We start from the raw sequence: 22,843 nt of genomic DNA on the forward strand, positions 1-22,843 counted from the left end.
TCGGTCAATCCGTGGTGGTGATGGTGGAATCGATTTGGATTTGGGTCAGGCGGAGGAGGATTTTCTGGCGGAGGGCGTCGGGGGCGTGGTCGGAGCCGCAGGAGCGGTGGACCAGTTTCTTGACGCAGCGTTCCAGGTCGTACTCGTCGAGGCAGGGCGCGCACTCTTCGAGGTGCTGGCGGATCTCGTCGGAACTGGCGTCCGCGAGCTCGTTGTCGATGAAGACGTAAACCCGCTGGAGGATCTCTCCGCAGTCGACGTCGTGGTGCTCGCCGCAGCTCACGACTCCTCCTTCTCCGCAGCTTCGTCGGTGCTCGACGCGGCCGCGTCCGTGCTGTCGTCCGCCGGGATCAGGCCGCGATCCCGGGCATAATCGCCGAGCAGCTCACGCAGCTGGCGCCGGCCGCGGTGCAGCCGTGACATCACGGTGCCGACCGGTGTGCCCATGATCTCGGCGATTTCCTTGTAGGCAAAGCCCTCGACATCGGCCAGGTACACGGCCAGCCGGAAGTCCTCCGGGATGGCCTGCAGCGCCGACTTGATGTCGGAGTCGGGCAGGTGCTCGAGGGCGACCGCCTCGGCCGACTTCAGCCCACCGGGAGTGTGCGACTCGGCGGCGGTGAGCTGCCAGTCCTCGATCTCCTCGGTCGGCGACTGCGTCGGCTGACGCTGCCGTTTCCGGTATCCGTTGATGAACGTGTTCGTCAGGATCCGGTACAGCCAGGCCTTCAGGTTGGTGCCCGGCGTGAACTGGTGGAACGAGCTGTACGCCTTCGCAAAGGTGTCCTGCACCAGGTCCTCGGCGTCCGACGGATTACGGGTCATCCGCATCGCCGCGGCGTACATCTGGTCCAGGAAGGGCAGCGCTTCGCGCTCGAACCGCGCGGTGCGCTGCTCGGGTGTCTCAGTCGTGGTGGGAGTCGGCATCGGGATCGAGAATACCGGGGTCTTCCCAGCAGTTCGCTCCGGAGCCACTCTCGTCGCCATCATGTTCGTCACAACACGCACGGCCGCGGGGGCATTCCCCCAGTCCGTACCGCTATCCGGACACCTCGCGGCTCACCCATTCGAACACGGCTTCGACCAGCAGGTCGTACGTCTCCTGCTGATCCAGCTCGGCCCGCTTCGGCACCTTGAAGGAATGGTCGGCGTCCGGCACCACGGCCATCTCGGTGAGCGGCGGGAACTCCTCCGGCGTACCGAACGGATCCCGCTCCCCCTGGACGACCAGCGTCGGCAGGCCGGCCGCCTGCAGCTCGCCGACGCGCGATTTCTCCGGTTTCCCGGGCGCATGCAGCGGAAAAGCCATCGCCAGTACGCCGGAAGCACCCAGACTGCTCGCAGTGCGGCAGGCCACCCGCGCGCCCGCGCTACGGCCGCCGATCACCAGCGGCGTACGGACCCGGAGCTGCCCGACGATCGCGATCCACGCCTCGTCCAGCACCTTCGGCGCGGGCGCCAGCTTGCGGCCGGCGCGCCGCCAGGGCTGCTCGATCAGGAACACGTTGATGTCCTGCTTCGGCAGCCGGGCGGCCAGTGCGGCCAGGTCACCCGACTCGATCCCGGCCCCGGCGCCATGCCCCAGGGCCAGCGTCGCCACCGGGCGTCGGGCGCGGTGCGCCACGATCCGGGCCTCTCCGTGCGGCGTCCCCACAATCCGTTCGTCGGTCACCCGGCCCATCCTGTCATCACGACCGGTGAAGAGCGGGCACGAAACTCAGAAGAGAGTGGTCGGGCTGTCCTGCGGGTCCTCGCCGTCGGCCGGCAGCGGATCGAGCAGATGCGGGCCGTTGTTCTTCACGGAGCTGACCGCCTTCGACACGGCGTACGCCTCGAGGCGGCCCGGTGCGGCGGGGACGAGGAGCTCGAGCAGGTCGTCGGTGTTCGAGGACAGTGGGTCGAGCCAGGCGTCGTACCGCTCGCGCTCGACCAGGAGCGGCATCCGGTCGTGGATGCGGCCGAGGTCGTCGGTGGCCGACGTGGTCAGCACGGTGCAGGTCCAGAGCCAGGCCTCGTCCTTGTCCGGGTCCTCGACCGACTTGTCCCGCCAGATCTCGTACAGCCCGGCCATCGACAGGATGCTGCCGTCCGGCGGGTGGATGAAGTACGGCTGCTTGACCGGCTTGCCGTTGACCTTCTCCTCGGCGGTGTACCACTCGTAGTACCCGTCGGCGGGCAAGATGCAGCGGCGGGTGGCGAACGCCTTCTTGAAGGCAGGCTTCTCCGCCACCGTCTCCATCCGGGCGTTGATCAGCCGCGAGCCGATCGACGTGTCCTTGGCCCAGGACGGCACCAGGCCCCACTTGACCGTGGTCAGCTTGCGAATCTTCTCGTCGGGCTGCTCGCGGTTCTTCCGCTCGACCACCGCGACCACCTGGTTGGTCGGCGCGACGTTGTAGTTCTCGCCGAGCTCCTCGACCGACTCACGAACATTGCCGACCTCGATCTCGAACTCCTCGACAAGATCCGACGGAGCCCGGCTGGACGCATATCTACCGCACATGACAACAGCCTAGACACGAGCAGGGACAAACCAGCGACGGCGGATCGCCCACCCCGTGTTAGGCGATCCACCGTCGGCCTGGTGCGCCCGGGCGCCCCCCTGTTGGCGTCCGGACGCAGGTCTCAGGTTCTGGCCAGCTCGTCGAGCAACCTCCCGGCCATCTCGTCGCTACCGGGCAGTCCCTCGATCCAGATCCGGGCCAGCTGGGGTACGTCGGTGTCCAGCCGCCACTGGGTGATCAGGGCTCGTACCGTCGCGACCTGCTCCGGCAGGTTCGGCTCGCGGCCGACGAGCGCCGCCGCGCGGCGTGAGCCGACGCGGCCCAGTACGTCACCGCCGCAGAAGACGATCCGCAGGCACTCCGCGACGTCGACGAGGGTGAGCTCGCGGTCGAACGGCGACGTACCCGGGGGATGGAGCGGCTCGACAACCACCAGTGCGTGGGTTTGCGGTACGGAAGTTCCACGGAGTTCCGCCTCTCGGTAGAGCTCGCCGAGCCGGGACCGCAGGTGCGCCAGGCTGGACAGCCCGGTCAGCGGGTCCTCGCAGGACAGCGAGTGCAGGTAGACCAGGGACGCCTCGGCCCAGCTGGAACTGAGTGCGCGTACCGCGGCGAAAGCCGGCTCGCCCCCGGCGATCGAGCGGTACAGCGCACTCAGCCCATCAAGTGCCTCCACCAGCGAGATTCCGTCGGCCGCCAGGCGGCGTCCGGTCTCGTCCGATGCAGGCACGACATCGGCACCGTCGCGTAGCGCCTCGGCAATCGCGAGATAGGCGCTGTGGTCGGTACCAGCTGTGCCGTGCGGCTCCCTCCGGCCGCGCGGTTGCTCTGTTGGATCCTGGGGAGGGGACGACACTTCCGGCCGGGTCCGGGCGGGCGACCCCGCCAGGTTCAGGGACTTGGCCGGACGCAGGTCGAACCGTCTGCGGATGTCCGCGAACAGCGACATGGCCCTCCTCGAATAGCCCCGTCAGTCTCCCGACCGGTCGGCCGGAAGCGTCGTACGCCGAAGAGACAGGCGGATCGTGAGTTCATGACGCGGATTCGCAGAACTTTTTTCGGCCGTAACTTCGGGGCTGGCGTTCTCGTAAGGAAAGGAGCACAGTTCCGCGTCAGGAAAGGTGCGCTCGACCGTCCTATCTGGGAGCCTTGTTCCCGGCAGCACGTGACGGTTAGTCACAAAGCTGCACACAGAGTTGCCAGAGCCCACGGGGGAGATGGATGGAGACGCCGGACGGCCAGCCCGATCCGCTGAGCGACGCCGAGTTGATCGCGCGCGTTCGCAACGGCGACCTGGAGGCGTACGGCGAGCTGTACGCGCGCCACCACCACGCCGCCGAGCGGATGGCCCGCCAACTGGTCCCGGCCAACGACGCCGACGACCTCGCCAGCGACGCGTTCGCGAAGGTCCTGGATGCACTCCGGGCGGGCGGCGGTCCCGACGTCTCTTTCCGCGCCTATCTGCTGACGACCGTACGGCGGGTGCACGTCGACCGGATCCGCTCCGGGAAGAAGGTGCAGACCACCGACGACATCGCGTCGTACGAGCGGGAACCGGAGACCTTCGACGACCCGACCGTCACCGGCTTCGAGAGCGGCGCGGCGGCGAAGGCGTTCGCCAGCCTGCCGGAACGCTGGCAGGCGGTGCTCTGGCACACCGAGGTCGAGGGTGAGAAGCCGGCCGCGATCGCTCCCCTTCTCGGTCTGACCGCGAACGGCGTGTCCGCGCTCGCCTACCGGGCCCGCGAGGGCCTGCGCCAGGCGTACTTGCAGCAGCACCTGGCCGACGTCGCCGGGGACCGTTGCCGCTGGACGACCGAGCGCCTCGGCGCCTACGTCCGCGGCGGCCTGACCAAGCGCGAGAACCGGAACGTCCGCGAGCACATGGACGACTGCGCGAAGTGCACCGCGGTCTACCTCGAGCTCGTCGAGGTCAACAGCGCGCTGCCGGCGCTGCTCGCCCCGGCCCTGCTGGGCACCGCGGGCATCGGCTACCTGGCCGCCGCTTCGGGCGCCAAGGTCGGCCTGGTCGGCTTCTTCGTCACCGGCTGGAAGAAGGTCACCGAGAACAGCACGCGGTCCGCGGTCGGCGCCGGCACGGTCGTCGTGGTCGCGGTCGCCGCCGTACTCGCCGCGCTGGCGCTGACCGGCAACGACACTCCCCCGGCCGCGATCAACCAGCCGCAGCCGACGCAACAGCCGACCCAGCCGCCCGCGCAGAAGCCGACCGTGCCGCCGGTCAAGCCTCCGGTGAAACCGCCGTCGGCCAAGCCTCCGGCATCCAACCCGACGCAGGCTCCGACGAGCGCACCGACGACGGCCCCGACCACGACCGAGCCGACCACCGCGCCGACGCAGCCCAGTGTCACGCCGACGCCGACGGTCCCGACGCCGCCTCCGACTACGCCGACGCCGCCGAAGCCGACCCCGACCACTCCGGTGCTCGACGAGGGCCTGGTGACGATCAGCATCCCGCAGGGCGGCGGCAGCGCGGTCCTCGACGAGACCCCGGCGCCGCAGCCCCGGTCGGCGCAGGCCTCGGCCGGCACCGCCGGCGTGCGGTTCGTGATCACGATCAAGACGCCGGCCGGGAACGCGAATCCGGTGGTGATCGGGCTCAAGTACGGCGCCGAGCTCGACTGGCCGCTGAAGTCCAACCCGGCGGGCTGGACCTGCACCCAGGCGTCCGGCTCGTGTACGGCGAGCGACCCCGCGAACCCGAAACCGCTGGCGGTCACGTTCGACTCCCCGACCGGCGGCTCGACCGCCGATCGCACCTTCACCGTCTCGGCGAAGACCGGCCGGCTGTACGACGACGACTCGGCGACCGTGAACGCGAAGCCGACCACCGACGAGAACCTGCTGAAGATCCTCGACGGTAAGGCCGACCCGGACGTCCACCACCGGATCCTGACCGTTGCCCCGCGCACCAACCGCAAGAGCGTCACGCTGAAGCTCATGTACGGCGAGGCGCTCGAGTGGCCGATCGCAGCGAGCCCGGCCGGCTGGAAGTGCACCCGATCGACCAAGACGTGTACGGCGACCAACCCGGACAAGCCCGCTCCGCTGGCGGCGGACTTCGACGTACCGGACAAGTCGTCGGATGCGGCGCGGACGTTCACCGTGGCGGCGACCGCGGACCTGGTCAGCGACACCGACTCCGATGTGCTGCCTGCGCTCCAGCAGGACGAGTCGTTGCTGCAGATCCTCACGCCGACGCCGCACACCGACCCGAACCCGTTCGTCTACAACCGGTTCCTGAAGGTCAACGGCGCACAGGGCCGGACGGTGACTCTCGACATCTCGTGGGGACGCAACCTGATCTTCCTGCCGTCGTTCGACGTGGGCTGGACCTGCGAGCGGGCCAGCGACATCCGCCGCGCGACCTGTACGACGAAGAACTACAAGAAGCCGCTGAACTCCGAGTGGAACGCCTGGCTGCCCGGCAACAGCTCCAGCAACGCCATCACCGTCCACGCGCGGGTAGGCGGCCGCGAAGACACCGACACCGCCCAGATCCCGCCGTCGACGTACCGGCGGTGAAATCGAGTTGCCGGGTCGCCTATCCTGGTGGTGTTCGCGTTGAGGGAACCGAGTAACGCCGTACGCCACGTCAGAGAGAGTCGCCGGTAGCTGGGAAGGCGATGCGTGGAGCGGTCGTGAAGACACTCCTGAGCGACTGTTGTGCAAGAGGCCGGGCCGTTGTGGCTCGGTGAAGGTGTGGTGGCACCGCGAGATTCCCCTTCGCCCACACCTCCGGGGTTCGAGAACAACCTGGAGGTGAAAACAGCATGCGAATTCTCAGCCATGAGATCCCCTCAGCAGTAGGCCAGACCGTCACGGTGGCCGGCTGGGTGCACCGAAGACGACGGCTCGCCGCCGTCAGTTTCCTGATCCTGCGCGACCGGTCCGGCCTCAGCCAGATCGTCGTGAAGGCGCCGGAAACGCAAGCACAGCTGGACGAACTCGGTGAGGAGACCGTGGTCCAGGTGACCGGTACGGTCGCCGCCAACCCGCAGGCTCCCGGTGGCGCCGAGATCGTCGACCCGGTGATCGAGCCGCTGACCGAGCCGGCCGCGACGCCGCCGATCGAGCTGTGGCGTCCCACGGTCGGCGCCGGGCTGCCCGTCGTACTCGACAACGCACCGGTCGCGCTGCGGCATCCGGCGGTGCGGGCCGGGTGGGAGATCGCCGCGGCCGCGCTGCACGGGTTCCGGTCCGCGTTGGACGGTCAGGGCTTCACGGAGATCCAGACACCGAAGATCGTCGGTACGGCGACCGAGTCCGGAGCGAACGTGTTCGCGCTGGACTACTTCGGCGGCCCGGCGTACCTGGCGCAGTCGCCGCAGTTCTACAAGCAGACGATGGTCGGCGTGTTCGAGCGGGTCTTCGAGGTCGGTCCGGTGTTCCGGGCCGAGCCGCACGACACGGTCCGGCATCTGGCCGAGTACGTGTCGCTGGACGCGGAGTTCGGGTTCATCACCGACCACCGCGACGTTCTCGCCGTACTGCGTTCCGTGATCGCGGAGATGTTGTCGGCGGTGGGGACGCGAGCGGGCGGCGCGTTGGAGCGGCTCGGGGTGACGGCGCCGGAGATCCCGGTCGACGTACCCGTGCTGCACTTCAGCGAGGCGCTGAAGATCGCCGGGGCGGACCCGGAGGAGCCGGACCTCGCGCCCGCGGACGAGCGCGCGATCGGCGAGTGGGCGCTGCGTGAGCACGGCAGCGACTTCGTCGCGGTCGAGGGCTACCCGATGGTGAAGCGGCCGTTCTACACCCATCCGCAGCCGTCGGACCCGCGATGGTCGAACTCGTTCGACCTGCTGTTCCGCGGGGTCGAACTCGTCACCGGCGGTCAGCGGCTGCACCGGTACTCCGACTACGTCGCGGCCCTCGCGGCGCGCGGCGAGTCGGCGGACGCTCCGGCGTACAGCTCGTACCTGCAGGCGTTCAAGCACGGGATGCCGCCGCACGGCGGGTTCGCGATCGGGCTGGAGCGGTTCGTGGCGCGGCTGACCGGGGCGGAGAACGTCCGTGAGGTCACGCTCTTTCCCCGCGACCTGCACCGACTCACACCCTGATGGACACCACCGAGTCAGTTGTCGCCGAGCTCAACGTTGCCCTCGGCACCGATTTCCGCGTCGTGCGGCAACTGACCGGTGGTCTGCAGTCCACCGCATATGTCCTGACCGACGGCACCAGCGACGGAGTCCTCAAATGGACCGACAACCCGGCGTGGGCCCCGCGGGTCCGGCAGGCGGCCGAGCTCGTTCGCCGGGCCCGGGCCGTCGGCTATCCCACACCGGCCTGGCTCGCCGTCGGCACGACCGCCGCCGGCTCGCCGTACCAACTGCAGGAGCTCGTCCCCGGCAGCCCGCCGACGCTGGATGAGGCACTGGCCCGGCAGCTGATCGAGATCTGTGAGCTCCAGCGGGACCTGCTCCCGGAGGAGCGCGACGCGAGCTGGTCCGCGTGGTCGAGCGGCGTCGTCTTCGACGGCTGGGACGGCGTGTGGGAACGAGTGCAGGCGTACGACGGTGAGGTCGTCGAGCTCCTCGAACGGTACGGCGAGCTGTGCGCACCGTATCGAGGTGAGGACCTGCCGCAGCACGACTTCGTGCACGGTGATCTGAACATGGGCAACCTGCTCGTGGCCGACGGGCAGATCACCGGGATCGTGGACATCGAGGCCGCCGGCGGCGGTTCGCGTGCGTACGACCTGGTCTCGCTGACGGCGTCCGCCGCACGCGACGGGGCGGCGGACGGCGTCGACGAGCTGTTCCTCGAGGCAGCACTGCGAGCGAGCGGCCGAGCCGCGGTCGCCGTGTGTGCGGCCGCCGCCTTCGCGAGCGTGGCGGAGTTCGTCCACGAGCGTTCGACGTACGGCCAAGAGCTGGTCAACCACGGCGGCCGCCGGGTGCTCGAGCTGCTGCATGCATGATGTGCTCATGCTGAGTGAGGCCGAGCGCGCTGTTCTGGCGGCGATCGACGACGAGCGGATTGTTGCGGAGCTGCGGGAGCTAGTGCAGATCCCGAGCGTGGACGGGACCGCGGCCGAGGTCGACGTACAGGCGTGGTGTGCTGCCCGGCTGGAGGCGCTTGGGCTGGCCGTGGATCACTGGCGGCTCGATCTGGCGCCTGACGACCCGGAGTTTCCAGGGATGGAGGTCGAGCGGGACGAGGCCTGGGGCTGTGTCGGGGTGCTCGGTGGTGATGCGACGCCGGGGCTGATTCTCAACGGGCATGTCGATGTGGTGCCGGGTGGCACGTTCGATGCCCGGATCGAGGACGGGGTGATGTGGGGCCGCGGGACGTGTGACATGAAGGGCGGTGTCGCGGCGATCCTCGGCGCGGTGGCGGCGATCGTTGCCGCGGGCATTCGGCTGCGGAAGCCACTGGCGGTGCACACCGTGATCGGTGAGGAGGACGGCGGCGTCGGCGCGTTCGCGACGTTGCGCCGCGGTCATCGCGGCGAGGCGTGCCTGATCGCGGAACCGACCGCAGGCACGGTTATCCCGGCTAACGCAGGCTCGCTGACCTTCCGCCTGGAGGTGCCGGGCCTTGCCACTCACGGTTCGACCCGCAGCCGCGGGGTGAGCGCGATCGAGAAGTTCACCGTGATCCAGACCGCGCTGCAAGAGCTCGAACGCGAGCGCAACCGGGACCCGCATCCACTGCTTGCCCACCTCGACCTCGCCAACCCGCTGTCGGTCGGCACCATCACGGCCGGCGACTGGGCGAGCACCGTGCCCGACCAACTGGTCGCAGAGGGCAGGTACGGCGTACGTCTCGGTGAATCAATCGCCGACGCGCGGACCGCCTTCGAGGCCGCCATAAGCGAGGCCAGCCTGAAGGACGACTGGCTCCGCGAACACCCGGTCAAGGTCAGCTGGCCGGGCGGCGAGTTCGCCTCAGGCCTCCTGCCTGAGGGCGACCCGCTCCTCGCCGACACCGTTCAGGCGGCGACCGACGCAGGCGGAGCGGTGCCGGCAGTCAAGGGAGCGCCGTACGGATCCGATCTCCGGCAGTACGCCGCCGCGGGCATCCCCACGCTGCAGTACGGGCCGGGGGACGTCCGCTACGCACACGCTGCGGACGAGCACGTCGTACTGGCCGACGTACTGCATGCCGCGCGTACGTATGCCCTGCTGGCTGTACGTCGCTGCGGTTGATACAAATCCACCATGATGCCGCTGCGGGGACGCTCCGAGGAGCTCGGCAAGCTCCTGGAGGCGCTGCGAGCGGCAAGCAACGGACAGGCTTCGCTGGCCGTGGTCAGCGGTGAGCCCGGAATCGGTAAATCGGCACTGCTGGCGGCTGCTGTCGAGCAGGCCGAGCGGCAGGGCTTCCTGGTCGCGAGTGCGGCCGCTCACCAGACCGACAACATCAGTCCGCTCGCGTCACTCGCACCTGCGCTCCGGGCCGGCGCAGAACCGCTGATCGGCACCGACCAGTTCCTGGAGCTGGCCAGCCTCAACACTCAGCCGCTGTGGCTCGCTGAACGCCTGGCCGACCTCATCGGCCGCCGTCTCGCCGGTGTCCGCGCCCTGATCGTGCTGGACGATGCCCAGTGGTCCGACCCGCTCACTGCGTTCGTGCTGCGGGTTGTGATCGCCCGTCTCCCCGCAGCGAACCTCCTCTGGCTGCTCGCCACCCGCCCGAGCCCTGGCGGCACGACCGATCAGCTCATCGAGGCCGTCGACGTTCCGGTCCGCACCATCCCGCTCGCACCGCTGACTGCGGACGCGATCCAGGACCTCGCTGCGGACCGTCTGAACCACGCGGTCGACCCTTCGCTCGCAGTGCAGCTCGCCAGTGTCCAGGGCATCCCGTTCCTGGCCGAGCAGCTCATTGCCGGCCTGTACCTGAGCGACAGTGACCTGTCCGCCGGTCTGATCGAGGGTGTACGTCGTCGTACCGGTGAGCTGTCCGAGGCCAGCCGGGACCTGGTCCGCACAGCGGCTGTCTTCGGCAGCGACTTCCGCCTCGAAGATGTGGCCGCCCTGATGGCCGCACCGGTTGCCAGACTGGCCGCACCGTTGGAGGAGGCGATCCAGGCCGGTCTGTTCACGGACGCCGGGTCCGTACTGCGCTTCCGTCACGAGCTCCTGCGGTCCGCGGCGTTGGCCGACGTACCGCCGTCGGCTCAGCGAGCACTGCATGGCGCGATCGCGAACCAGCTCATGTCCGCGGGGCGTGGTGCGGCCGCTGCTGCACCTCATGTCCTCGCAGTCGCACAGCCTGGTGACGCGACGGCTGTCGCAACGCTGCGGGAGGCTGCACGGGACCTACTAGCGACCATGTCGACCACGGCCGCAGAGCTGATCCAGGAGGCGTTCGACCTGACCCGTGTGGACGATCCGCTCCGCGCTGAGGTCGGTGTGGACGTGGTGAGAGTCCTGCTGGCCGCGTGGCAGTACGACCGCGCCAGAGCCTTCGCCGACGACCTGCTCAGCGGTACGGCGCTCTACCACGGACCGATCACCCCAGACCTCCAGGCGACGATCCGGCTACACCTCGCGCCGTACCAGTGGGCCAGTCAACGTCTGGACGCGGAGGAGCTCACCGCCCCAGCCGCGTCGCCGCATCTGGCGGAACGGCTCGCTGGCTACCGCGCACTGACCGGTCAAGAGACTCCGTCCTCCGTACATGACCCGGTGGCGCAGGCACTCCTGCAGGTGGCCGCTGCCGAGCGTGCACAAGTCGACGGCAGGTATGTCGAGGCCCGCGACCTGTACGCCGGAGCGCGGCGGGCGGAGAACGGTCTGGGGAGTCTGCCGACCACGCTGGTCGAGGTCGGCGAGCTGTACTGCCGCGCCGAGGCCGACGAGCTGTCGAATGCGCTCGAGCGCGTCCGAGAGCTGATGACCGTCGGTGATTCCTGGGCAGGGCCGCAGCTGGCGGTTCTGCGCGCGCGACTCGAGTACGCGGCCGGCAATCTGCAGAAGGCGGAGGAGGCAGCCAACTCTGGTCTCCGGTGGATGGACCAGCTGCAAGTGAGTGGCCTGGCCACGGCCGCGGACCAGGTGCTCGCACTGGTCGCCCTGCTCCGCGGCCATCTGACCCATGCGCGCAAACTGGCCGGCAGCGATGCGACGATCGGTGCGCTGCTGGCTATCGCGGACGGCGACACCAAAGCGATCAGCCGGTTGGCTGCGACACCACAGGACTTCCCGGAGCGCATCGCCGTACTGCTGCAAGCCGACGCCCTGGAGGAGCTGTCACGTCTCAGTCCATCTGCAGCCGGCCGTGGCGCGCTCGCTGTGGTGGCTGCGGGCAACGACGTCGAGCAGCTGGCTGCCGCGGTCGAGACCGTCCGTACGGCGCAGCGGCCGCTGCTGCTCGCACAGGCCGAGGAGCGCTACGGGCGGGCTGCTCTGGAGGCAGGTGATCGCAACACCGGCGTACCGGCTCTGGAGCGAGTACTGGACAGTCTGACGGCTCTTGGCGCGACTGCTCCGGCCGGGCGGATCCAAGCGGTGCTGCAGGCGGCTGGGATACGACGACGTCGCTGGGCCGCCGTACCGCCGCGAGCGCAGGCGGGGTGGGAGTCGCTCACGCCGATGGAGCGGCGGGTCGCACTGCTCGTCGCCGAGGGGCACACGAACCGGTCGGCAGCCGAGGAGCTGGTGGTGTCGGCCAGTACTGTCGGGACCCACCTGCGGGCCGTGTTCGGCAAGCTCGGGGTGAATTCGCGGGTCCAACTCACCCGGCTCGTGCTGGAACGGTTCGCCGCTCCCCCGAACACATGAGATTCGGGTGCAGCGGGCGGCCGGAGCGGGTCCGACGGCGCTGACAGGTTCACGTGTTCGCTCGATCCGCCGGAGCGGGCCTGAGCGGTTTCCTTCTAGCAAGCAACCACGAAGGGAACAGCAAGATGACTGACAAGACCCCCACCGTCGTCCTGGTGCACGGCGCGTTCGCTGAGAACGCCAGTTGGTCCGGTGTGATCGCCGAGCTCACCAGCCGCGGGATTCCGGCGATCGCGGTCGCCAACGAGCTGCGCGGCCCCGCGCTCGACGGCAGCCGAGTCGCCGCCCAGGTCCGGGAGATCGACGGCCCGGTCGTCCTGGTCGGACACTCGTACGGCGGTGCGGTCATCACCGCGGCCGCCAATCAGGCGGACAACGTCTCCGCACTCGTCTACGTCGCCGCGTTCCTGCCGGAGGAGGGCGAGAGCCTGCAGGACCTGCTCGGCAGCTTCCCGGCCAACGACTTCGCGTCCGGCCTGGTCCCGCACGCGCTGCCCACCGGCGACGGCGGTGAGGAGACCTGGCTTAGCATCGACCGGTCCAAGTTCCGCGCGCTGTTCGCGGCGGACGTCGAGGACGCGGAGCAGCTCGGCCGGACACAGCGGCCGATCGCCGCGGCCGCGTTCGACGAGAAGTCCGGTGCGGCGAGCTGGAAGCGTCTCCCGGTCTACGACCTGGTCGCCACCGGCGACGAGGCGATCCACCCGGACGGCCAGCGCACGATGGCCGCCCGCGCGAACGCCACCACGATCGAGGTCGACGGCTCGCACGCCGTCGCCGTCTCGCAGCCGAAGGCCGTCGCCGACTTCATCGCGACCGCCGTCGAGGCAGGTGCCGCCCGCTGAAACGGAGCGTCGGGCCGGACCGCAGCGCGCGGTCCGGCCCGACGTGTTGTTGTCAGTCCTCGAGGGCCTGGTAGAGCGTGGTCCAGAAGTCGTTCATGAGGTGGACCGAGGACGGCACGGTCGTGCCGACCTGGGTGAGCAGGATGCCGGTGACCTGGTTGACCGGGTCCGCGTACGTCGACGTACCGGCGCCGCCGTCCCAGCCGAACTGACCGATCGGCGCGTAGTCGCCCCGGTAGGTGCGCACGGCCATCCCGTAGCCCCAGCCGCCCTGCTGACCCTGGCCGAACGAGATGTGCACGTTGTCCCTGGCCAGCGTCTCCCGGGCCGCCAGCTGCTCGGCCGTGAGGCTGTTACTGGTCATCAGCTGCACCGCCGGCTTGGAGAGGATCCGCTGGCCCTGGTGTACGCCGTGGTTCAGCAGCATCCGGAAGTAGGCGTGGTAGTCGTCGGCGGTGGAGTTCAGCCCGCCGCCACCGCCCTGGAACGCCGGCGGAGCGCTGTGCCGGCCGCCCTCGGCCTCGTCCCACACCTGGAACTCGCCCGTCGCGGGGTCCGGCGCGTACAGCGGTGGGAGCCGGTGCAGCTGGTCGGCGGGGACGCAGAACCCGGTGTCCTTCATACCCAGCGGCCCGAAGATCCGCTCCTGCAGGAACTCGTCGTACGACTGACCGGTGACCCGGGAGACGAGGACGCCGATCAGGTCGCTGCTGATCTGGTACTGCCAGCGCTCGCCCGGCTGGTACATCAGCGGAAGCGTGCCGAGGCGCCGCATCCACTCGTCCTGCTCCGGCATCGGCACCGGCCCGTTGGGCGTGATGCCCTGCTCGAACAGGGCGGCCATGATCGGCGTACCGATCATCGTCATGTCCATGCCGAGCCCGAACGTGGAGGTCAGCACGTCCCGGACGGTGATCGGGCGCTTGGCCGGCACGGTGTCGTCCACCTGGCTGTCGATCCGCTTCAGCACCTGACGGCCGGCCAGCTCGGGCAGCCACGGCTCGACTGGGTCGTCCAGCCGCAGCCGGCAGTCGTCGAGCAACACCATCGCCGCCGACACCGAGACCGGCTTGGACGTCGAGGCCATCCGGAAGATCGTGTCGCGTTGCATCGGCGCGCCGCCCTCGTGGCGCATCGTCCCGAGCGCCTCGGCGTACGGCTCACCGTCGCCGCGGCTGACCAGGGCGACGACGCCGGGGATCTTCCCGGAGTCGACGTGCCGGGCCAGTACGTCGTGCAGTCGGCGCAACCCGGCCTCGGTGAAGCCGGAGGGAGTCGTTGACATGGTGGTGCTCCTTCGATTCGTACGGATCGCGGTCAGAGACTACGGGCGACGATGTCGCCGACAGCGGTGGTCGCGCGGATCGTGAGTTCGGCGCCCGCGCCCTCGCTGTTCTTGAGCGCGTTGCTGATGCGGCCGGTGGAGGTGCCGGCGTCGAGCGTGGCCGAGACCCCGGCGGCGGCGACGATCTCCACCTCGCCGACCTCGGTGCGCAGTACGACGGTGCCGCGCACGGCCTCGGCGATCCGGATGTCGCCCTTGCTGGTGCGGATCTCCGCAGGACCGTTGAGGCGGCCGACGGACACGTCACTGGCGGAGGTCGTGATCCGAGCGCTCGCGACGTCCTCGAGGTCGATCGGACCCTGGGCGCTCTCGATGACGACATCGCCGAAGCGTCCGGTCGCCCGCAGATCGGCGCTGGCCGCCTTCACCTCGGCCTTTGAACCGGCCGGCAGCTGCACCGTCACCGCGACGGCTCCGGAGGGTCCGAAGTACTGGTTCTTCGCGACGACCGCGATCCGGAGGACGCCGTCGGCGTACTCGACCGTGGTCTGCTCGGCGGCCTTCACGTCGCGGCTCTTCGAGGCGTCGACCGGGAGCACCTCGACGGCGGTGTCGGCCCGGTCGGTGGCGACGAGCTGAATGCGTCCGGCGGGGATGTCGAGGACTGCGGAGATCGGCTCGGGGGTGTTGTACGTCGGCATGGTGGTGCCTTCCTGGAGTGCTTGGTGTGTTGCTGACAAACACCAAGATCCAGGGCCGCGCTGACACCGAACCGCCGCAGCCCTGACACGGCTACTGACACCGCGGCCGATCAGAGCAGTCTGTCGAGCGCCGCGTGGCCGATCGGGCCCCAATGGGTCTTGCCGCCCGGGATGCCCTTTTCTCCGTTGATGCCCATGGCGATCAGGAACAGTGCGCGCGTCAAGGCCCAGCCGCGGGCTCGTCGTACCGACGCCTCGTCCGCCCCGTAGGCGTCGAGGAAGCGCTCCGCCTCCGGGAGCAGGATCCAGGCGGCCGCGAGGTCGTTCGCCGGGTCGCCGGAGCCGATCTCCTCGAAGTCCACGACGCCGGCGAGCGTGCCGTCGGCAACGACCACGTTCGCCGGGTGCAGGTCGCCGTGCAACCACACCGGCGCCCCGTCCCACTTGGGCGCCGCGAGCGCGTCCTCCCACACCGCACGGATCTCGGCGGCGCGGCCGACGTACTCCTGCACCTGGTCGAAGCCGGGGCTCGGCGCGAGAGTGCTGCGTTCGCTCACCGGCGCGTCGGCCGGTGCCTCGGTGTGCAGCGCCTTCAGGAAGTCCGCGAGTACGTCGGCAGCGGCCGGATCCGTGATCGGTGCGTGGTCCGCGGGCTCTCCGTGCACCCAGGTGGTGATCATCCACATCCGTGGGAAGGCGTCGGACGGGTCACAGAGGTGGAGTGGGGTCGGGACGGGCAGCGGGAGCTGGGCGGCGAGGCTGGGCAGCCATCGGTGTTCTCGGCGGAGGGGTTCGGGGCCCTGGTTCCCGCGGGGCATTCTGACGGCCAGGTCGTCGCCCAGGCGCCACATCTGGTTGCCCCAGCCGCCGATGATCTCCTTCAGCTCAAGATCGGCCAGATCGGGATGCTGCGCTTTCAGCAGGGTCCGCACGAGTTCGTCGTCCATGGACCGTCAGACGCGTCACACCGGTGACTGGTTGGGAATAGGTCCAGAGAACGGACAGTTGCCGACAGTTATGCGCATTGATGTGTGGTCCGACGTCGTCTGCCCGTGGTGCTACATCGGGAAGCGGCGGCTCGAAGAGGCTCTCGCGGACAGCGGTGAGAAGGCCGAGATCGTCTGGCACAGCTTCCAGCTCGACCCGTCGTCGACGAACGACGACCCGCGGGACCTGGCGACCCGGCTGGGCGAGAAGTACGGTCGCGGCCGCGAGTGGGGCCTGCAGGCGAACGCCCAGGTCACCGAGGTGGCGGCCGAGGTCGGGCTCGAGTACCACCTCGACCAGGCGAAGCCGGTGAACACGGTCGACGCGCACCGCATCCTCCACCTGGCCCGCGACCTCGCGGAGGCCGGAGAGGTGCCCGCTGACACGCAGGGCCGCCTCAAGGAGCGTCTGCTCAAGGCCTACTTCACCGACGGCCTCCCGGTCGGTGACCACGCCACACTGACCGAGCTGGCCACCGAGGTCGGCCTCCCCGCGGAGCGAGTGCGTGAGGTTCTCGCGGGTACGACGTACACCGACGACGTCGCCGCGGATCAGGCGCAGGCCCTGGCGTACGGCGCCAACGGCGTACCGTTCTTCGTCATCGACGAGAAGTACGGCGTGAGCGGCGCCCAGCCCGTCGACGTCTTCAAGGAGGCGCTGCGCCGCGCGAACGCGGACCGCAAGCCGGTGACCCTCATCACCGCACCGGGCGCGACGACCGACGGTGACGCGGAGTGCGGGCCGGACGGCTGCCCCATCTGAGCACCAGGTTCAGCGGTGGGTACCGGGAGTCATACGAAACGTGGTGTATGAAGGAGGCATGACTGTCGTGCGCGCACTGGCCAGGCCGTTGCTGTCCGTCATTTTCGTCGTGCAAGGCGCCAACGCGATCCGCAACCCCGAGCCGCTGGTTCCCAAGGCGCAGCCGGTGACCGACCGGATGATGCCGATGGTGAAGCGGGTCGCTCCGCCGCAGGTGAGCGACCGGATCCCCGACACGACCGCCAACCTGGTCCGGCTGAACGGCGCGGTTCACGTGCTCGGCGGCATCGCGCTGGCGAGCGGGAAGGGCCGTCGGCTCGCTGCATCGCTGCTGGCTGCTTCGCTGGTACCGACGACGCTCGCCGGCCACGCGTTCTGGCTGGAGAAGGACAAGGCAGTCCGGAACCAGCAACGCATCAACTTCATGAAGAACCTGGGCCTCCTCGGTGGTCTGCTGCTCGCTGCGGTCGACACCGAAGGCAAGCCGGGTGTCGCCTGGCGGGCCACGCACGGAGCGCGGGCGGCGAAGCGCGAGACCAAGCGCGGCGCGAAGGCCGCCAAGCGCGAGGCGAAGCAGCTGGCCCACGAGGCGAAGCAGGCCGCCCGTCTCGCGAAGGCGGAGCTCAGCTGATCCCGATGCCCTAGGCTCAGGGCGTACAAACCTGAGCTGAGGGAGTGGAATGAGCGAGCAGGGCTGGCCGGCGCCGCGGGTCGACGGAGCGGTGACCGGTACCGTCACGGTGCCCGGATCGAAGTCGATCAGCAACCGCGCGCTCATCCTCGCCGCGATCGCGGACGGTCCGTCGCACCTGACCGGCCTGCTCGCGGCCCGCGACACCGAACTGATGCGGTCCGCCCTGGTCTCGCTCGGGGTCGCCATCGCTGAAAGGCACAGTTCTGAGAGCGGTACGACGGTGACCGTCACCCCCGGCTCGCTCAAGGGCCCGGCGAACGTCGACTGCGGTCTGGCCGGCACCGTCATGCGGTTCGTACCGCCGGTGGCCGCGCTCGCCGACGGCGTGGTCGCCTTCGACGGCGACGAGTACGCGCGAGAGCGGCCGATGGGCGTCATCCTGGGCGCCCTGCGGACCCTCGGCGTACAGATCGACGACGGCGGGACCGGCCGGATGCCGTACACCGTGTCCGGTACGGGTTCGGTGCGCGGCGGCAAGGTGACGCTCGACGCGTCCGGGTCGAGCCAGTTCGTGTCCGCGCTGCTGCTGGCCGGCGCCCGGTACGACGAGGGCGTCGATATCCGGCACGACGGGAAGCCGGTGCCCTCGCAGCCGCACCTGGACATGTCGGTGGCGATGCTGCGGGAACGCGGCGTCGTGGTCGACGACGCGGAGCCGAACCGCTGGGTCGTTGCCCCTGGCCCCATTCGGGCGCTGGACACCGCGATCGAGCCGGACCTGTCGAACGCGGCGCCGTTCCTGGCCGCGGCCGTCATCACCGGCGGCGAGGTGACCGTGACAGGGTGGCCGGCGGAGACCACGCAACCGGGCGGTCAACTGCCCGAGATCTTCACGCGGTTCGGCGCCGAGGTGACGCGCACCGAGGACGGCCTGACCGTGCGCGGGACCGGACGGGTGCAGGGCTGCGACCTCGACCTGAGCGAGGTCGGTGAGCTGTCCCCCGTGATCGCCGCGGTGGCCGCGTTCGCCGACGGACCGTCGTACCTGCGGGGAATCGCGCACCTGCGCAACCATGAGACCGACCGGCTGGCGGCGCTCGAGACCGAGTTCAACGCGCTCGGCGGGGACGTCACGCAGCTCGAGGACGGACTGGCGATCCGGCCCAAGCCCTTGCGCGGCGGGCTTTTCCACACGTACGACGACCACCGGATGGCACACGCCGCCGCAGTCGTGGGCCTGCTCGTCGACGACCTGCAGATCGAGAACATCGGCACCACGGCGAAGACCCTGCCCGAGTTCCCTGCCATGTGGTCGGAGCTCGCCGGCTGATGTCGCGGTACGACGAGGACGCCAAGTACGACCGTCCGAGGCGCCACACCCGGCCCCGGACCAAGGACCGTCCCTCGTACGACGACGCCGCCGAAGGCTTCGTCTTCACCCGCGACCGTGGACGCTACGCCTGCTGGGTGGAGGGTCCGGACGGCGGGCGGGAGGTGACCGCGATGAAGGCCCGTCAGCTCGGCCGCACCGGCGTGATCGTGGGCGACCGGGTGAAGCTCGACGGCAACGCCACCGGCGACGAGGGCTCGCTGGCCCGGATCGTCGAGGTTCTCCCCCGTACGACGCTGCTGCGCCGCTCCGCTGATGACGACGACCCGGTCGAGCGGCCCCTGGTCGCGAACGCGGACCAGCTCGTCATCGTTGTCGCCGTCGCTAACCCGGAGCCCCGCACCGGGTTGATCGACCGCTTCCTGGTCGCGGCGTACGACGCAGGCATGCGGCCGTTGCTGTGCCTCACGAAGACCGACCTGGCCGATCCGGACCCGCTGCTCTCGATCTACCGCCCGCTCGGCGTCGAGTCGGTCGCCACGCAGCAAGGCGGCGACCTGACCGAGCTCCAGGAGCAGCTCGACGACCGGACGAGCGTGCTGGTCGGCCACTCAGGCGTCGGCAAGTCCACTCTGGTCAACGGCATCATCCCCGGCGCCGCCCGTGCCGTCGGCATCGTCAACGAGGTCACCGGCCGCGGGCGCCATACGTCGACGAACACCGTCGTACTGCGACTGCCGGACGGTGGCTGGCTGATCGACACCCCGGGCATCCGCTCGTTTGGCCTCGCACACGTGGACCCCGACAAGTTGATCGGCGCCTTCCCGGACCTCGCGGAGATCGCCGCCGACTGCCCGCGCGGTTGCACGCACGCCGCGGACGCGCCCGACTGCGCGCTGGACGAGGCCGTCGCCGCGGGTCGCGCCGACGCCGAACGGGTCGCGTCCTTCCGCCGGCTGGTCGCCAGCCGCGGGACGGCCAGTTAGCTACTTGGGGAGCTGTCCCTCCCACACCGCCTTCGCGCCGGCGTCCCCGGTGCGGATGGTCTGCCAGATGACCAGTACGCCGATCACGACGACAGCGGCCTGTGTCAGCAGCTCGAGCGGTCGGCTCTTCGTTGCCTTGTCACCCTTGATGCCGGCCAGCAGCAGGAAGGCGGCGACGGCAACGACCGCGAAGATCAGGCAGTACCAGAACAACAGGTCGCCGCGCTTCGCGTGCACTTCGACGGCCTTCCCCAGCGTCGGCACCGCCTCGACGAACGCCTCGCCGCTCTCCTTCGCCACGAACGCGCACACCACTGTCCCGACGCCGAGGATCAGCGCCGGCCAGCGCAGCAGCCGGCGCCACCGCGGCACCAGCGCGAACACGATGCCGGTGAGCGCGGCCACCGGCAGCAGCACCACGGTCAGATGGATGACCAGCACGTGCAGCGGTAGATCCCCGAAACGCTCGAACATTGACGCCTCCCGGCGGTCGCACGACGTGATCAGACACTAATGGCACGTTCAACGACTGCCTTTGGTTCAATCCAGACCGCAATCGATCCGCAACTGATCCCGGACACCCGCTCCGCTCCGGAGCGGTTCAGGCTAGCCTTCCGGCATGCCTTCGCATACGGATGACCTGCGGCTCGCCCACATCCTGGCCGACGACGCGGACTCGACCACGATGGACCGCTACAAGGCGCTCGACCTGCACGTCGCGACGAAGCCGGACCTGACCCCGGTGAGCGAGTCGGACAAGAAGGTCGAGGACGTGATGCGCAAGACGCTCTCCCGGGCCCGTCCGCGGGACGCGTTCGTGGGCGAGGAGGACGGCACCAGCGGCTGGGGCGTACGGCGCTGGGTGGTCGACCCGATCGACGGCACCAAGAACTACATCCGCGGCGTCCCCGTCTGGGCCACGCTGATCAGCCTGATGATCGAGGACCAGGTCGTCGTCGGCGTGGTCTCCGCTCCCGCACTCGGGAAGCGCTGGTGGGCGTCGTACGGCGACGGCGCCTGGACCGGCCGCGCGCTGCACTCGTCGCAGCCGTGCCGGGTCAGCGACGTGAGCAAGATCGAGGACGCGTCGCTGTCGTACGCCTCGCTCAAGGGCTGGGAGAAGCTCGGCAAGAAGAACCAGTGGGCAGACCTGATGGATTCGGTCTGGCGGACCCGCGCGTACGGCGACTTCTGGTCGTACATGCTGGTCGCGGAAGGCGCGGTCGACATCGCCGCCGAGCCCGAGCTCAACCTCTACGACATGGCCGCGCTGGCGATCATCGTCGACGAAGCCGGCGGCAAGTTCACCTCCGTCGACGGCGCCCCCGGCCCCAACGGCCCAAACGCCGTAGCAACCAACGGCCGCCTGCACGACGAAGTCCTCAAACGCCTCGACTGACGCCACACCCCCACATCCCCACCGCCCCGTGGAAAACCCTCTTTGGGCACGGGCCAACCAAATCTCACGGCGGATTTTGGTTGGTGAGGGCTCAAGGTCGGCGCGGCGTGGTTGGTGGGGGCTCGAAGTGGTGTGCAGGGACGGTGCTATTGGATTCGCTTCTCCAAGAAGGCGGCCTCGACAGGGTTGCTGGTGAAGGCGAGCGCTTCCTCGTACGCCGCCCGCGCCTCGTCCACCCGCCCGCAACGCCACAGCAACTCACCCCGCGTGGACGCCAGATACGGGTACGTCGCCAGCGCGGGATCGTCGGGTACCTGCTGAAGCGCAACCTCGGGGCCTGCCACATAGCTGAGCGCAACCACCCGGTTCAACGCCACCACTGGCGAAGGCCACCGCTCCAGCAGCACGTCGTACAGCCCGAGGATCTCGGCCCAGTCGGTGTCCTCCCAGCGCGCCGCCTCCGCGTGCACCGCGGCAATCGCGGCCATCAACCCGAACCGCCCAGCCGGCCGTACCGCTCCCGGCACCAACTCCAGCGCCTCGGCGATCAACGCCTGGTCCCAGAGCGAGCGGTTCTGGTCCTCCATCAACACCAACTGCCCACCGACCTGTGCGGGCCGCCGAGCTTCGGTCAGCAACAACAACGCCAGCAGGCCCGCTGCCTCTGAACTGCCTGGCAACAGCAGGCGAATCATCCGCGCAAGTTCAATCCCCCGCTGGTAGCCCGCTGTGTAGACCAGGTGTACGACGTCCAGCACTGCATCGATGCGCTCCGGTAGGTCCGTCAGGCGTGGGATGCGGTAGGGGATGCCGGTGCGGGAGATCTTTTGTTTGGCGCGGGTGATGCGGGCCTGCATCGTGGCTTCCTTGACCAGGAACGCCTTGGCGATCTCCGCCGACGACAGACCGCACACCAGGCGCAGTGTCAATGCGATCTGCGCCTCCTGCGACAGCGCCGGATGGCAGCAGGTGAAGACCAGCCGCAAACGGTCGTCCGGGAAGGTTTCGTCGACGACATCCTCATCCGGGATCAGCAACGGGAGCTTCCGCCGTACGACGTCTGCACGCCGCCGGTGCTCCAACGCGCGCCTCGTCGCGACGGTCGTCAACCACGCACCCGGCCGCCGTGGCACACCTTGTTCCCGCCAGTGCACCAGCGCCTTCGCGTACGCGTCCTGAACACAGTCCTCCGCCAGGTCGAGGTCCGCCGCCACACGGGCGGTCGCAGCGAGGACGGCGGCCCACTCGGTCACATGGGCCGCCGCCACCGCTTCCGCTATCGGATCAGCCACCGTTGACCAGTGGACGGACCTCGACACCGCCCATCGGCGACGGGACCTGCTTGGCGATCGCGAGCGCCTCGTCCAGGTCGGCGGCCTCGATGATGTAGTACCCGCCCATCACTTCCTTGGTCTCCGCGAAGACGCCGTCCGTGACGACGTACCCGCCGTTGCCGTCCGCGCGGATCGACGTCGCGGTGGTGCTCCCGTCGAGCTGCCCGCCGCCGCGCACCGCCGAAGGATTGGCCTCCACGAAGGCCTGGTGGTTCTTGTGGTTCTGCTCCATCACCGACCCGTCGTCCGCGGCCCACTTCGCCTCGTCGTCGTAGATCATGACCAGGTACTTGCCCACTACGGGTCACCTCTCTCGTCGTTCAC

At 69.5% G+C, this 22,843-nt stretch carries 22 protein-coding genes; 11 read left to right on the forward strand and 11 right to left on the reverse strand.

Annotated elements, in window-relative coordinates; all coding sequences use genetic code 11:
* Nucleotides 1–4: 4 nt before the first annotated feature.
* The 5 genes from rsrA to EV649_RS13735 form a co-directional block, all read right to left on the reverse strand.
* On the reverse strand, nucleotides 5–283 hold the full coding sequence (gene rsrA, locus EV649_RS13715; protein ID WP_130383831.1) for a mycothiol system anti-sigma-R factor: 279 nt from the start codon (nucleotides 281–283) through the stop codon (nucleotides 5–7).
* Nucleotides 280–927: a sigma-70 family RNA polymerase sigma factor gene (locus tag EV649_RS13720; RefSeq protein ID WP_130383832.1), complete on the reverse strand. Its 648-nt coding sequence runs from the start codon at nucleotides 925–927 to the stop codon at nucleotides 280–282. Before EV649_RS13720 ends, rsrA begins: the two co-directional genes overlap by 4 nt.
* Before the next feature lie 112 nt (nucleotides 928–1,039).
* The gene (locus EV649_RS13725) at nucleotides 1,040–1,681 is read right to left on the reverse strand and encodes an alpha/beta family hydrolase (protein ID WP_130383833.1); all 642 of its coding nucleotides are present in this window, start codon (nucleotides 1,679–1,681) and stop codon (nucleotides 1,040–1,042) included.
* Nucleotides 1,682–1,717: 36 nt separating this feature from the next.
* Complete coding sequence (locus EV649_RS13730) at nucleotides 1,718–2,503, reverse strand: SOS response-associated peptidase (RefSeq protein ID WP_130383834.1); 786 nt, start codon at nucleotides 2,501–2,503, stop codon at nucleotides 1,718–1,720.
* Between the two features lie 122 nt (nucleotides 2,504–2,625).
* The gene (locus tag EV649_RS13735) at nucleotides 2,626–3,453 is read right to left on the reverse strand and encodes a hypothetical protein (RefSeq protein ID WP_130383835.1); all 828 of its coding nucleotides are present in this window, start codon (nucleotides 3,451–3,453) and stop codon (nucleotides 2,626–2,628) included.
* A gap of 272 nt (nucleotides 3,454–3,725) precedes the next feature.
* Between EV649_RS13735 and EV649_RS13740 the strand changes: the two genes are divergently transcribed.
* The 6 genes from EV649_RS13740 to EV649_RS13765 all read left to right on the forward strand — a co-directional run bounded on the left by EV649_RS13740 (nucleotide 3,726) and on the right by EV649_RS13765 (nucleotide 13,101).
* Entirely contained in the window at nucleotides 3,726–6,047 is a 2,322-nt protein-coding gene (locus EV649_RS13740; RefSeq protein WP_130383836.1) for a sigma-70 family RNA polymerase sigma factor, read from the forward strand.
* Nucleotides 6,048–6,295: 248 nt separating this feature from the next.
* Entirely contained in the window at nucleotides 6,296–7,585 is a 1,290-nt protein-coding gene (gene aspS / locus EV649_RS13745; protein WP_130383837.1) for an aspartate--tRNA(Asn) ligase, read from the forward strand.
* Nucleotides 7,585–8,445: an aminoglycoside phosphotransferase family protein gene (locus EV649_RS13750; protein ID WP_130383838.1), complete on the forward strand. Its 861-nt coding sequence runs from the start codon at nucleotides 7,585–7,587 to the stop codon at nucleotides 8,443–8,445. Before aspS ends, EV649_RS13750 begins: the two co-directional genes overlap by 1 nt.
* A gap of 7 nt (nucleotides 8,446–8,452) precedes the next feature.
* Entirely contained in the window at nucleotides 8,453–9,676 is a 1,224-nt protein-coding gene (locus tag EV649_RS13755) for an ArgE/DapE family deacylase (RefSeq protein ID WP_130383839.1), read from the forward strand.
* 12 nt (nucleotides 9,677–9,688) lie between these two features.
* Nucleotides 9,689–12,256: a BREX system ATP-binding domain-containing protein gene (locus EV649_RS13760; RefSeq protein WP_130383840.1), complete on the forward strand. Its 2,568-nt coding sequence runs from the start codon at nucleotides 9,689–9,691 to the stop codon at nucleotides 12,254–12,256.
* A 125-nt stretch (nucleotides 12,257–12,381) separates the two neighbouring features.
* A complete protein-coding gene (locus EV649_RS13765) occupies nucleotides 12,382–13,101 on the forward strand; it encodes an alpha/beta hydrolase (protein WP_130383841.1) in 720 nt (239 codons plus the stop codon).
* Between the two features lie 52 nt (nucleotides 13,102–13,153).
* Here the strand turns inward: EV649_RS13765 and EV649_RS13770 are convergent, their stop codons facing one another.
* The 3 genes from EV649_RS13770 to EV649_RS13780 all read right to left on the reverse strand — a co-directional run bounded on the left by EV649_RS13770 (nucleotide 13,154) and on the right by EV649_RS13780 (nucleotide 16,034).
* Nucleotides 13,154–14,386 (reverse strand): serine hydrolase domain-containing protein, encoded by a 1,233-nt coding sequence (locus EV649_RS13770; RefSeq protein ID WP_130383842.1) that lies wholly within the window; start codon nucleotides 14,384–14,386, stop codon nucleotides 13,154–13,156.
* Nucleotides 14,387–14,418: 32 nt separating this feature from the next.
* A complete protein-coding gene (locus EV649_RS13775) occupies nucleotides 14,419–15,087 on the reverse strand; it encodes a DUF4097 family beta strand repeat-containing protein (RefSeq protein WP_130383843.1) in 669 nt (222 codons plus the stop codon).
* A gap of 110 nt (nucleotides 15,088–15,197) precedes the next feature.
* Nucleotides 15,198–16,034, reverse strand: a complete 837-nt coding sequence (locus tag EV649_RS13780) for an aminoglycoside phosphotransferase family protein (protein WP_130383844.1) — start codon at nucleotides 16,032–16,034, stop codon at nucleotides 15,198–15,200.
* Nucleotides 16,035–16,104: 70 nt separating this feature from the next.
* Between EV649_RS13780 and EV649_RS13785 the strand changes: the two genes are divergently transcribed.
* The 4 genes from EV649_RS13785 to rsgA are packed head-to-tail and all read left to right on the forward strand — an operon-like array spanning nucleotide 16,105 to nucleotide 19,786.
* Nucleotides 16,105–16,836: a DsbA family oxidoreductase gene (locus tag EV649_RS13785; RefSeq protein WP_130383845.1), complete on the forward strand. Its 732-nt coding sequence runs from the start codon at nucleotides 16,105–16,107 to the stop codon at nucleotides 16,834–16,836.
* Between the two features lie 58 nt (nucleotides 16,837–16,894).
* On the forward strand, nucleotides 16,895–17,467 hold the full coding sequence (locus EV649_RS13790) for a DoxX family membrane protein (RefSeq protein ID WP_130383846.1): 573 nt from the start codon (nucleotides 16,895–16,897) through the stop codon (nucleotides 17,465–17,467).
* Nucleotides 17,468–17,516: 49 nt separating this feature from the next.
* On the forward strand, nucleotides 17,517–18,800 hold the full coding sequence (gene aroA / locus EV649_RS13795) for a 3-phosphoshikimate 1-carboxyvinyltransferase (RefSeq protein WP_130383847.1): 1,284 nt from the start codon (nucleotides 17,517–17,519) through the stop codon (nucleotides 18,798–18,800).
* Nucleotides 18,800–19,786: a ribosome small subunit-dependent GTPase A gene (gene rsgA / locus EV649_RS13800; protein ID WP_130383848.1), complete on the forward strand. Its 987-nt coding sequence runs from the start codon at nucleotides 18,800–18,802 to the stop codon at nucleotides 19,784–19,786. Before aroA ends, rsgA begins: the two co-directional genes overlap by 1 nt.
* On the opposite strand, the gene EV649_RS13805 is transcribed toward rsgA, so the two are convergent.
* Nucleotides 19,787–20,260 carry a DUF2231 domain-containing protein gene (locus EV649_RS13805; RefSeq protein ID WP_130383849.1) on the reverse strand — a complete coding sequence of 158 codons (474 nt, stop codon included), beginning with the start codon at nucleotides 20,258–20,260 and terminating at the stop codon, nucleotides 19,787–19,789. It lies immediately after the preceding gene.
* Nucleotides 20,261–20,405: 145 nt separating this feature from the next.
* On the opposite strand from EV649_RS13805, the gene hisN reads away from it, so the two are divergent.
* Nucleotides 20,406–21,185 (forward strand): histidinol-phosphatase, encoded by a 780-nt coding sequence (gene hisN, locus EV649_RS13810; RefSeq protein ID WP_130383850.1) that lies wholly within the window; start codon nucleotides 20,406–20,408, stop codon nucleotides 21,183–21,185.
* 146 nt (nucleotides 21,186–21,331) lie between these two features.
* On the opposite strand, the gene EV649_RS13815 is transcribed toward hisN, so the two are convergent.
* The gene (locus tag EV649_RS13815) at nucleotides 21,332–22,477 is read right to left on the reverse strand and encodes a sigma-70 family RNA polymerase sigma factor (RefSeq protein WP_198682496.1); all 1,146 of its coding nucleotides are present in this window, start codon (nucleotides 22,475–22,477) and stop codon (nucleotides 21,332–21,334) included.
* Complete coding sequence (locus tag EV649_RS13820; protein WP_241998175.1) at nucleotides 22,470–22,817, reverse strand: YciI family protein; 348 nt, start codon at nucleotides 22,815–22,817, stop codon at nucleotides 22,470–22,472. The genes EV649_RS13815 and EV649_RS13820 overlap by 8 nt, the downstream gene beginning before the upstream one ends.
* Nucleotides 22,818–22,843 lie beyond the last annotated feature (26 nt).

The organism is Kribbella sp. VKM Ac-2569 (genome assembly GCF_004216905.1).
Lineage (GTDB): Bacteria > Actinomycetota > Actinomycetes > Propionibacteriales > Kribbellaceae > Kribbella.